Here is an 11,489-nt window from a genome sequence, read left to right as displayed (position 1 = left end):
TTGGCGAAACCAGTGGCGACATCCGATCTCCCCCCTTGCGGGGGAGATGGCCGGCAGGCCAGAGGGGGGTGTGAAGGATCGCGGCGCCGGCATTTGATGGATCAATAATTGCCATCAATCGCCCTCATCCTCATAGCCGACGAGATGCAGCGGCCTGGCAGCGATCCCCTCGAGTTCGCACCAGCGCACCAGGGCCTCCTCGCGGCCATGCGTCACCCAGATTTCCTCCGCGCCGGTTTCCCTTATCGTGGCGGTCAGTTCGTCCCAGTCGGCATGGTCGGAAACGATCAGCGGCAGCTCGACGCCGCCCTGCTTGGCGCGCTGGCGGATGCGCATCCAGCCGGAGGCAAAGCACGAGATCGGATCGGGAAAGCGCCGCGCCCAGCGGTCGGCGAACGCCGATGGCGGGCCGACGACGATGGCGCCGGTGAAATCCTCCTTGCCACTGCTTTCGACGGTCGCCGGCTCCAACGTCCCGAGCTCGATGCCCTGGCTCTGATAGTAGTCGCTGAGCTTGGCCAGCGCGCCGTGGATATAGATCGGCCTGTCGTAGCCGGCGTCGCGCAGCAAGCGCATGACGCGCTGCGCCTTGCCAAGCGCATAGGCGCCGACCAGATGCGCGCGTTCGGGAAACTGCGCCGTCGATTTCAGCAGCCGGGCGATCTCTTCGGTATCGGGCGGATGACGGAACACCGGCAGGCCGAAAGTCGCCTCGGTGATGAACACGTCGCACTTGACCGGTTCGAACGGCTCGCAAGTCGCGTCCCTCTGGCGCTTGTAGTCGCCCGAAGCGACGATGCATGAGCCCTGATGCACGACCTCGATCTGCGCCGAGCCCAGCACATGGCCGGCCGGATGGAAGGTTACGGTGACGCCGTTCAGCGCAATCGCCTCGCCAAGTGCTGCCGCTTGCGTCGTCCCGGCAAAACCCTCGCCGTAGCGCAGCCGCATGATGTCCAGCGTCTGTTGTGTAGCCAGCACCGAGCGGTGGCCGGAACGGGCATGGTCGGAATGGCCGTGTGTGATCAGCGCCCGGTTGACCGGCCGCACCGGATCGATGAAGAAATCGCCGGGCGGGCAATAGAGGCCCTCGGGCCGGGGATGAAGCAGGTCGCTGGCGCGCATGGCTCCAAGATAGTTGCTAATTCCGGCGCGGGAAGCCTGTTGCAAGTGACTGCTGACTCGGCATACAGGCAACTGCCGGCGGGATCTCCATCACGAAATCGCATCAGGCCTTGTCCGGCGACCCTTTTCGTTCACCTGCGCCACACGTGGCGGCGGCTGCGAAAAAGTCCGATTCGCGTGCCCGAAAGGGCAGGACACTGACACGGAGGACGTTGCATGCGCTGGAACTTGGTGGTCTTGGCATCTTGCCTGGCAATAGCCGGTTGCGTCGGCACCTCGATTGCCGAGCGACAGGACGCGAATGTCCAGTCCTCGCTGCAATATGACAGCGTGCCTTGCGATCAATTGCTAGCGCAACGAAACCGGCTGGCGCAGCAATATCGCCTTCCACTGGATGCCAAGCCGTCCTTCTCCGATCCCGGGGTGGGCCTCGGCCCGTTCACGCCGGACGCCCGTTCCAAGGCCCAGCGCGACGTCGAACAGGCAAGCGGCCGGATCGACGCCATGAACCGGTCGATCGCCCGCCGCGAATGCGGCAAGCCGGGTTAATACCCGGCGTTGCGATCGACGACGTTCTCGAGCTTCTCGCCGCGCTCGAAGGCGGCCATCTGGCGCAGCATGATCGGCACCAGATGCAGGGGATCGGAGGTCGCCGCCGCATGCGGCGTCACGAACACCTTCGGGTGGTTCCACAGCCGGCTGGTCTTCGGCAGCGGCTCGACCTCGAACACGTCGAGGCTCGCCTCCTTGAGCGTGCCGTCCTCCAGCGCACGCAGAATGTCGGCGTCCTTCTGCAACTTGCCGCGCCCGGCGTTGATCAGCACTGAGCCGCCGAGGCCGTTGCGTTTTCTCAACTCCTTCAGCACGCCGTAATTGATGATGCCTTGCGTCTGCGGCGTAAGCGGCAACAGCACCACCAGGATATCGGTGGCGTTGAGGAAGGGGATCAATCCGGCCTCGCCGGCATAGGTCGAAACGCCTTTCACCGGCCTGTCGCTGCGCGACCAGCCATTGACCGCAAAGCCGAGTGACAAAAGCACCGACGCCGCCGCGCGGCCAAGCGTGCCGAGCCCCATGATGCCGATGGAGATGTCGCCGGCCGGCCGCTGCGGCGACTCGTGCCAGATCTTCCTTTGCTGCTGCGACCGGTAAAGCAGGCCCTGCCGATGGTGATCGAGCACCCGCCAGACGACATATTCGGTCATGTACTGGGTCAAATTGTCGGCCACGACCTTGACGATCGGCACGTCGGGCAAAGTGGGATCGGCGAAGATGTGGTCGACGCCGGCGCCGATCGAAAAGACAGCGCGCAGATTGGGCAGGGACGACAGAAGGTTCGGCCGCTGCTTCCAAACCACCGCATAGGTGATCGAAGCATCGCTGGCGCCTTCCGGCTCGAGCACCACCTCGCGTTCGGCCGCCAAGAGCTCGCGCCAACGGCCCGGATGGATACCGGTGAGGGCAAGCAGGACACGGCCTTTTTCCATGGCGGGTTCTTTTTCCTTTATGCGGTACAGCCTACTCGCTGACGATGCCGACCGGCGCCGTTTCGATCCTGAATGCGGCCGAGATCAGCGCCTTGGTATAGTCGGTCTGCGGCCGTTCGAAAATCTGTTCGGACGGGCCGGCCTCGACGATCCTGCCATTGCGCATGACGATGACGTCGTTGGCAAGCGCACGGATGACCTTCAGGTCGTGGCTGATGAACAGATAGGCGAGGTCGTGCTTCGCCTGCAGACTGCGCAGAAGGTCGACCACCTGCGCCTGCACGCTCATATCGAGCGCCGAGGTCGGCTCGTCCAGCATGACGAAGCGCGGGTTGAGCACCATGGCGCGGGCGATGGCGATGCGTTGGCGCTGGCCGCCGGAAAACTCGTGCGGATAGCGATTGCGCGTGGCGGGATCGAGCCCGACTTCACCGAGCACATCGACAATGCGATTGTCGCGCTCATCGGGCGACAGTTTCGGCTCGTGGATCTTCAGCCCTTCCTCGATGATCTCGGAGACCGACATGCGCGGACTCAACGACCCGAACGGATCCTGGAAGACGATCTGCAACTCGCGCCGCAGCGGCCGCATGGCGTTGAATGACAGCTCGTTGATATCGCGCCCATCGAACTGAATGGTCCCGGTCGACGAGATCATCCTGGCCAGCGCCAGGCCGAGCGTCGTCTTGCCCGAGCCGGATTCGCCGACGACGCCGAGCGTCTGGCCGGCGCGCACGGTGACGTCGATGCCGTCGACCGCCTTCACATTGTCGACGGTGCGCCGGAAAAAGCCTTTCTTGATCGGAAACCAGACTTTTATGTCCTGGCCGGTCATCACTGGCCTGGCAGCAGCGTTGGCGGCGGGCGGCTTGCCCTTGGGTTCGGCGGCAAGCAAATGCCGCGTATAGCTGTGCTGCGGGTTGGCGAAGATTTCTTTCGTCGGCCCGGTTTCGACGATCTTGCCCTTGGTCATCACGCAGACCCGGTCGGCGATCTTTCTGACGATGCCGAGGTCGTGGGTGATGAACAGCATCGACATGCCTTTGCGGCTCTTCAACTCCGCGAGCAGCTCGAGGATCTGCGCCTGCACAGTGACGTCGAGTGCGGTCGTCGGCTCGTCGGCGATCAGCAGTTCCGGCTCGTTGGCCAGCGCCATGGCGATCATGACGCGCTGGCGCTGACCGCCGGAAAGCTGGTGCGGATAAGCGTCGAGCCGCTTCTCCGGCTCGCGGATGCCGACCTCGTTGAGCAGCTCCAGAGTGCGCGCCTTGGCTTGGCGGTCACCCAGGCCCTGGTGCAGCGTCAGCACCTCGACGATCTGCTGCTCGATCGTGTGCAGCGGGTTGAGCGAGGTCATCGGCTCCTGGAAGATCATGGTGATCTTGTTGCCGCGCACCCGGCGCAATGCCTTCTCGTCGGCAGCGAGCAGATCGGCGCCCTGGAACAGGATTTTTCCCGACGGATGGCTGGCGGCCGGATAGGGCAGCAGCTTCAGCACCGACAGCGCCGAGACCGACTTGCCGGAGCCGGATTCGCCGACCAGCGCCACCGTCTCGCCCTTGGCGATGTCGAAGGAGATGTGGTCGACGGCCATCGACCGGCGGCCTTCCTGCGCGAAGCCAACGCTGAGGTCTTGCACGGAAAGGAGAGGGGCGGTCATCGCTCAACTTCCGCTACAACCCTGTCCAAGGCGGAAATTTCCGGTCGTATGATCGAAATTTTGGCTGCCATTCGAGGGGGAACGAGACGATTTGGTGCGATGGAATAGGTCTCTTTCAATCTCGTATCCGCGGTCAGAAATTGTGTGCAACCGAAGTGCATCGCTGTGGAAAGATGGATCGCGTCCGGTAATCTCAAGGAAAGGAATTCCGAACGCAACTGTGCTGCGTGCCAGAGGACCTCGCGAGTTATCGTCCCAATTGAGATGAAGGCATTGCCGATTGAAATACTGTCGTAGAGTTCGATCAGTCGCTCATTGTTCTTTCTCAGGGGATCGACCATCAACTCTGCGAGCACGAGCTCACTTGTCGCCAGGAACGGCTGCTTTCTGCCCTCGTTCAGTGAAATGAGCTGAAGCAGTTTTTTTGCAAGGGCATCATTGTTTTCAAAGGCATAGATGAAAATGTTGGTATCGACATAAAGCCGGACTGAAGCCATCAATCCTCCCACTCATCGCGGAGGGCACGAACACGCGCGACAGCCTCGTCGAGGCTTGTTCCCGGCGCGTTGGCCTGGGCATTCCGCATGAGTTCAAGCAATTGTTCGCGGCCAAGCGGCCTGTTGGCCTCTTCCTCCACTGTCACTTTGACCGAGGCGCTCGGAGCTATGCCCTTTCGTAGTTCATCCGGGAGCTTCGATGCCGGGTAGTGTTCAAGGATGACCCTATTCATGACCCTTTCCTCTGCGGATTGACGGACTGAACGGACGCCAACTCACCGTCAAAGCCGCCGGTTCCTTGAGGTACGTCCGCTTTTTGTCGGGATTGCCATTTCCGAAACATAACATGTCAAATGCCAGCCTGCATCGCCCTCATCTGAACGTCTTGCGCGGATCGAAGGCGTCGCGGGTCGCTTCGCCGACGAAGACCAGCAGCGACAGCATCAGCGAGATGACGACAAAGCCGGAGATGCCCAGCCATGGCGCGTTGAGGTTACGCTGCGCCTGCTTGAGGAGCTCGCCCAGCGAGGCCGAGCCGGGCGGCAGGCCGAAGCCAAGGTAGTCGAGCGAGGTCAGCGTCGAGATCGAGCCGCTGAGCAGGAAGGGCAGGAAGGTCAGCGTCGCCACCATGGCGTTGGGCAACAGATGCCGGAACATGATAGTACCGTTGGGTACGCCCAGCGCGCGCGCGGCGTTGACATATTCGAAGTTGCGGGCGCGCAGGAACTCGGCCCGCACCACGCCGACCAGCGCCACCCAGGAGAACAGCAGCATCAGCCCGAGCAGGATGAAGAAGCCGGGCGGCAGGATGGCGGCGACGATGAGGAGCAGATAAAGCACCGGGATCGCCGACCAGATTTCTATGAAGCGCTGGAACAGAAGGTCGGTCCAGCCGCCGAAATAACCCTGCAATGCGCCGGCCGTCACGCCGATCACCGCCGAGCCGGCGGTGAGGATCAGGCCGAACAGCACCGAGACCCTGAATCCATAGATGACGCGCGCCAGCACGTCGCGGGCCTGGTCGTCGGTGCCCAGCCAGTTCCAGTTGCCGACGACGCAATTGGGGTCGGCCGCACCTTGCGGATACTGGTTGCAACGTGTCTTGGTGTCATAGAGCCAGGACGGCTTGGTTGGTGCGGCCTCGGGAATGGCATTGTTGACCGTCCGGTAGGAGTAGCGGACGGGCGGCCAGATCATCCAGCCATGAGCATTGATCTCGTCCTGGATGACCGGGTCGCGATAGTCGGTGACCGCATAAAAGCCGCCGAACTTCTCTTCGGGATAAGCGACCACGACCGGAAACAGGATTTCGCCCTTGTAGGAGACGAGGACCGGCTTGTCGTTGGCGATCCATTCGGAAAACAGCGACAGCACGAAAAGCACGAGGAAGATCCACAACGACCAGTAGCCGCGCCGGTTGGCCCTGAAATTCTGCAGCCGCCGCTGGTTGAGCGGCGACAGCCAGGGCCGTGCGATCCGCTCCGGCGCCGTTTCGGCTGCGGCCCCGGCCATCAGACGTCTCTCCGCTCGAAGTCGATGCGCGGGTCGACCCAGGTATAGATCAGGTCGGACAGCAGCCCGACGATCAGACCAAGCAGCGAGAAGATGTAGAGATTGGCGAACACCACCGGATAGTCGCGCTCGACCACCGACCTGAAACCGAGCAGGCCGAGGCCGTCGAGCGAAAAGATGTTCTCGATCAGCAGCGAGCCGGTGAAGAAGGCCGAGATGAAGGCGCCGGGAAAGCCGGCGACCACGATCAGCATGGCGTTGCGGAAGACGTGGCCGTAGAGAACTTGCCGTTCCGACAGGCCCTTGGCGCGGGCGGTCACCACATACTGCTTGCGGATTTCCTCGAGGAAAGAATTCTTGGTCAAAAGCGTCGTTGTGGCGAAGGCCGACAGCACCAGCGCCGTCAGCGGCAAGGTCATGTGCCAGAGATAGTCGACGATCCGCGCCGGCCAAGACAGCTGGTCCCAATTGTCGGAGGTGATGCCGCGCAGCGGAAACCAGTCGTAGAACGATCCGCCGGCAAACAGCACCATCAGCAGGATGCCGAACAGGAAGCCCGGAATGGCGTAGCCGACAATGACGATGCCGCTGGTCCATACGTCGAATGCCGTGCCGTCCTTGACGGCCTTGCGGATGCCGAGCGGGATCGAGATCAGGTAGGACAGCAGCGTGATCCACAACCCGATCGAGATCGACACCGGCATCTTCTCCAGGATCAGATCGATCACTGAAATGTCACGGAAATAGCTGTCGCCGAAATCGAACCGGATGTAGTTCCACAGCATCATGCCGAAGCGCTCTAGCGGTGGCTTGTCGAAACCGAACTGCTTTTCCAGCTTGGCGATGAATTCGGGGTCGAGCCCTTGCGCGCCGCGATATCTCGAACCGGCATCGCCGGCTACGTCGAAATTGCTGGCGCCGGCGTCACCGCCGCCGCCGCCAAGGCGATCGCTGCCGCCCTGGTTGGTCAGCCTGGCGATGACCTGCTCGACCGGCCCGCCCGGCGCGAACTGGATGACGGCGAAAGACACTGCCATGATGCCGAACAGGGTCGGGATCATTAGCAGGATGCGGCGCAGGATATAGGCGCCCATCAGAAATTGTCCATCTCGAGGAAGAGCACTGCTTCAGACCAATCGTCGACGGCAGCGCCGCCCCTCATTGTCCTGCCGGACATTTCTCCCCGTATAGTGACGGGGAGAAATGGGCTGGCCGCAATCTCGGCGCCTTTATTGCCTCGCTTGTGATTGGCGAAATCATCGATGAAGGCGCCCCTCTCCCCGTCACTATACGGGGAGAGGATGCCGGCAGGCAGGTGAGGGGCGGCGCCGACGCCTGCAGGAAATTCACCCTTTGCCAATCTTTGCCGCCTTGTCCTTGTCGAACCACCACAGCGCCTCGACCGGAAAGCCGAAATCGGGCTTCTGCTCGGGAAAGCCGAACATGTCCCAATAGGCGACTCGGTGATTCGCGAGATAATATGTTGGAATCCAGTCTAGCCGCGCGCGCAAGACCCGATCGAGCGCTTTGAGCGCCGTGATCAGTTCGATCCGGCTCTGCGCCTTGCCGGCTGCCTCGATCAGCGCATCGATGGCCTTGCTTTCCGTGCCGGGATAATTGCGCATCCCCGGCGTTTTCGCCATCCGCGAATCGTAGAGTATCTCCAGGCCGTCGGCAGTCGGCGTCGCCCCGATCGACCAGGCGAGCAGGGTGAAATCGAAATCGAAATTGCTCTGCCGCTGTTCATATTGCGTCGAATCGACCTGCCGGATCGAAGCGTCGATGCCGATCGTTTTCATGTTCTCGGCCCACGGCGACAAAAGCCGAACGATGCCGTCGTCCTCGGCCAGCATTTCCACTCGCAGCGGCTCGCCCTTTTCATTGACAACGAAATTGCCCGCCCGCTTCCAGCCGGCTTCGGCAAGCAGTCTCGAAGCCGCGCGCAGCAGCTTGCGGTCGTGGCCCGAACCGTCGGAGACAGGCTGCATCACCGCTTCGCCGAAGGTTTCCGGCGGCAACTCGGCTCGGAACGGCTCCAGCAGGGCCAATTCCTTGGGCGAGGGCAGGCCCTCGGCCTTGTAATCCGACCGCTCGAAATTCGATTGCGAGCGCTCGTAGGCGCCGTAAAACAGAACCCGCTTGGTCCATTCGAAATCGAAGCAATTGGCGATCGCGCGTCTGACGCGCACATCGCGGAATTGCGGACGACGCTGGTTCAGCGCGACAGCCTGCATGGATGGCGTTTTCTCGCCGGGAAATTCGCGTTTGACGACCCGGCCGTCCTTCAGTGCCGGAAAGTCGTAACCGGTTGCCCATACCCGCGAGGTAAATTCTTCGCGAAAATGCGTGTCCCCCTTCTTCAGGGCTTCAAACGCTGCCTGGCGATTGATGTAAAAATCGATGCGGATGCGGTCGAAATTATAGACGCCGCGGTTCACGGCCAGATCCCTGCCCCAATAGTCGGCGACGCGCTCATATTCGACGGTCTGTCCGGCCGCCACGCGCCCTATTTTGTAAGGTCCGGAGCCGAGCGGCGGTGTCATCGTCGAGGCATCGAAATCATTGACCGTATAAAAGGCTTTGGACACGATCGGCATGGCGACGATCGCAAGGATATTCTGCGCGGATTGTTTGCCGTTGAAGGTGAGGTCCACGGTAACCGGATCGGCCGCAACCGCTTCCGTCATATGCCGCAACGCCTGGGAGAGGTTCGGATGGCCCTTGTCCTTGTAAAGCTTCAATGCGAAGGCGACGTCCTCCGCGGTCATTGGCGAGCCGTCGTGGAAGCGTGCTTGCGGTCGCAGGCTGAAGCGGAAGCCATTGCGGTCCGGCGACAAGGTAACCGACTCGGCAAGCCGGCCATAGACCGCATCCGGCTCATCGAGTGCGCTAGCCATCAGCGAATCGAAACAGAGTTCGGTGCGCGGCGGCGATTCCCCTCTCAACACCAGCGAATTCAGCGTGTTGAACGTCAGGAAGCTCTGATTGAAGGTGGAGTTCGGCGGTGCGAAATTCATCTGGCCGCCCTTGGGCGCGTCCGGATTGACATAGTCGAAATGCGTGAAACCTGGGGAATATTTGAGGTCGCCGAAGGCCGACAGACCATGCAGCTTGACCCCCGTCGGGATAGCGGCGAAGGCGCGGCCGGGCAACAGCGCTGCCGTCGTGGCCGCGACGCCCAAGGCCAGAAAGTCGCGGCGGGCCAGCGAGACGCGGCGGGGGAGCGCCGCCATCAATTGCCACTCTTGTATTTTGCTGCCAGCGCCTTTTCCTTGTCCGCATCGATCCACCAGGAATTCTGGTCGACGCCGCTATAGGCCGGCTGCTTTTCCGGGATGCCGAACTTGTTCCAGTACGCTATCCAGACCGCCGACCGATGGTGTTGCGGCACGACATAGTAATTCCACAGCAGCACCCGGTCGAGCGCATGGGTGGCAGCAACCAGATCGTCACGGTCGGTCGCGAAGATGACGCGGTCGACCAGCGCATCGACGACCGGATTCTTGATGCCGGCGTAGTTGCGCGATCCAGGCGTATCTGCGGACTTGGAACTCCAGAAGTCACGCTGCTCGTTGCCAGGCGAATCCGACTGCCCCAACTGCGCTATGGTGACGTCGAAATCGAAATTGTTGACGCGGTTGATGTATTGGGTCTGGTCGATCAGCCGCAGCGTGGCGTCGACGCCGATCTTGCGCAGATTGGCGATATAGGGACTGGAAAGGACCTGGTCGGTATCGTTCCAGCCGAGGATTTCGAACTTGAACGGCTCGCCTGTCTTGGCATTGACCATCTTGCCGCCCTTGATCACCCAGCCCGCCTTGGCGAAGAGATCGACCGCAGTCTTGAGATACTTGCGTTCCGCCTGCGGCGAATCGTAGACCGGCAGCTTGAATTCCTGGGTGAAGACTTCGGGCGGCAGCTTGTCGCGATATGGCTTGAGGATTTCCAGTTCCTTGCCTTGCGGCAGGCCGCTCGATGCCAGTTCGGTGCCTTGGAAGTAACTGCTGGTACGGGTGTTGGAACCGAAGAACAAGGTACGGTTCATGGCCTCGAAGTCGAGCGGGTAAGTCAGCGCGGCGCGCACCAGACGATCCCCAAACAGCGGACGCCTCGTGTTGAGCATGAAGGCCTGCATCGGTTCGGGCGAGGCGGTCTTGAATTCCTGCTTGATGACGTCGCCTGCCTGGACCGCCGGGAAATTATAGGCGGTGTTCCAGCGCCTCGAACTGTTTTCTGGCCTGATGTCATGCAGTCCGCCCTTGGTGAAGGCTTGCCAGGCGGCATTGTCGTCGAGAAAGTAGCTGAAACGCTGCCTGTCGAAATTCTCGCGGCCGATCTTCACCGGCAGTTTGGCAGCCCAGTAGTCTGGAACCCTCTGCCAGATGATTTCAGAGCCCGGCTTGAAGCTGGCGATCTTGTAGGCGGCCGAGCCGAGCGGCGGCTCCTGCGTCGGCCTGGTGACGTCGCGTTTCTTGCCGGTGGCGTCGGTGCCTTCCCACCAGTGCTTCGGCAGCACGACGAGATCGCCGAGAATCTTGGGCAGTTCCCGGTTGCCCTTCTGGTCGAAATGGAATTCTACCTCGCGGTCGGAAACCGCGACCGCATCGGTGACATTCTCGAAATAGCGGCTGTACATCGGGCTGTTGGCCTTCAGCACCTGAAACGACCAGATTACATCGTCGGTGGTGATCGGCTTGCCGTCATGCCACTTGGCCCGCGGGTCGAGGCGGTATGTTGCCGACGAATAGTCGTCCGGATGTTTGTAGGCGTCGGCGATCAGCGGATGGCTGACGCTGCCTTCGTCGGTCGCCTGCTCCATCAGCGTGTCGTAGAGCAATCCGCCGCCGAACGGGGCGAAGCCAGCCGCGGCGGAACCCTGGACGATATAGGGATTGAAGCTGTCGAATGTGCCGAGCACCACCGAATTCAGCGTGCCGCCCTTCGGCGCGTTCGGATTGACGTAATCATAGTGCTGGAAGTTGTCGCCATATTTGGAGTCGCCGATCAGCGACGAGGTGGTGCGCCATTCGTCCGCCAAGGCTGCCTGCGGGCCGCCGGCAAAAGCTGCCACAACCAGCATCGATCTGAGAAACGTTCGGCCAACCGTCATGCCTTCTCCTCTGTGCGATAGCTGCTAGCGGACAATCTAGTTCATTTGACGCTCATGAAAACCGCGACAGGCCGGCTTTGTCGCCGCACACGCGCTTT

The 11,489-nt window shown here is 61.6% G+C and carries 11 protein-coding genes; 1 reads left to right on the top strand and 10 read right to left on the bottom strand.

Annotation, left to right across the window (positions count from 1 at the left end; all coding sequences use genetic code 11):
* Positions 1-114: 114 nt before the first annotated feature.
* A complete protein-coding gene (locus AC0L2V_RS13105; protein WP_473510289.1) occupies positions 115-1,125 on the bottom strand; it encodes a ligase-associated DNA damage response exonuclease in 1,011 nt (336 codons plus the stop codon).
* Between the two features lie 216 nt (positions 1,126-1,341).
* Between AC0L2V_RS13105 and AC0L2V_RS13100 the strand changes: the two genes are divergently transcribed.
* Positions 1,342-1,674 carry a hypothetical protein gene (locus AC0L2V_RS13100; protein ID WP_027151648.1) on the top strand — a complete coding sequence of 111 codons (333 nt, stop codon included), beginning with the start codon at positions 1,342-1,344 and terminating at the stop codon, positions 1,672-1,674.
* On the opposite strand, the gene AC0L2V_RS13095 is transcribed toward AC0L2V_RS13100, so the two are convergent.
* The 9 genes from AC0L2V_RS13095 to AC0L2V_RS13055 form a co-directional block, all read right to left on the bottom strand.
* A complete protein-coding gene (locus AC0L2V_RS13095) occupies positions 1,671-2,612 on the bottom strand; it encodes a 2-hydroxyacid dehydrogenase (protein ID WP_473510287.1) in 942 nt (313 codons plus the stop codon). The genes AC0L2V_RS13100 and AC0L2V_RS13095 overlap by 4 nt on opposite strands.
* Before the next feature lie 31 nt (positions 2,613-2,643).
* Positions 2,644-4,272, bottom strand: coding sequence for an ABC transporter ATP-binding protein (locus AC0L2V_RS13090; RefSeq protein WP_473510285.1), 1,629 nt, complete (start codon positions 4,270-4,272; stop codon positions 2,644-2,646).
* Positions 4,269-4,769 (bottom strand): type II toxin-antitoxin system VapC family toxin, encoded by a 501-nt coding sequence (locus AC0L2V_RS13085; protein WP_473520250.1) that lies wholly within the window; start codon positions 4,767-4,769, stop codon positions 4,269-4,271. The genes AC0L2V_RS13090 and AC0L2V_RS13085 overlap by 4 nt, the downstream gene beginning before the upstream one ends.
* Positions 4,769-5,002, bottom strand: coding sequence for a hypothetical protein (locus AC0L2V_RS13080; RefSeq protein WP_236379202.1), 234 nt, complete (start codon positions 5,000-5,002; stop codon positions 4,769-4,771). The genes AC0L2V_RS13085 and AC0L2V_RS13080 overlap by 1 nt, the downstream gene beginning before the upstream one ends.
* A gap of 139 nt (positions 5,003-5,141) precedes the next feature.
* Positions 5,142-6,281 (bottom strand): ABC transporter permease, encoded by a 1,140-nt coding sequence (locus AC0L2V_RS13075; RefSeq protein ID WP_473510282.1) that lies wholly within the window; start codon positions 6,279-6,281, stop codon positions 5,142-5,144.
* Positions 6,281-7,375, bottom strand: a complete 1,095-nt coding sequence (locus AC0L2V_RS13070; RefSeq protein ID WP_473510280.1) for a microcin C ABC transporter permease YejB — start codon at positions 7,373-7,375, stop codon at positions 6,281-6,283. Before AC0L2V_RS13070 ends, AC0L2V_RS13075 begins: the two co-directional genes overlap by 1 nt.
* On the bottom strand, positions 7,375-7,641 hold the full coding sequence (locus AC0L2V_RS13065; protein WP_473510279.1) for a hypothetical protein: 267 nt from the start codon (positions 7,639-7,641) through the stop codon (positions 7,375-7,377). The genes AC0L2V_RS13070 and AC0L2V_RS13065 overlap by 1 nt, the downstream gene beginning before the upstream one ends.
* On the bottom strand, positions 7,628-9,514 hold the full coding sequence (locus tag AC0L2V_RS13060) for an extracellular solute-binding protein (RefSeq protein ID WP_473510277.1): 1,887 nt from the start codon (positions 9,512-9,514) through the stop codon (positions 7,628-7,630). Before AC0L2V_RS13060 ends, AC0L2V_RS13065 begins: the two co-directional genes overlap by 14 nt.
* Entirely contained in the window at positions 9,514-11,391 is a 1,878-nt protein-coding gene (locus tag AC0L2V_RS13055; RefSeq protein WP_473510276.1) for an extracellular solute-binding protein, read from the bottom strand. Before AC0L2V_RS13055 ends, AC0L2V_RS13060 begins: the two co-directional genes overlap by 1 nt.
* Positions 11,392-11,489 lie beyond the last annotated feature (98 nt).

The organism is Mesorhizobium sp. WSM4814 (assembly GCF_055811595.1).
Note: the sequence above shows the minus strand (reverse complement) of the source record. Positions and strands in the feature narration are given on the sequence as shown.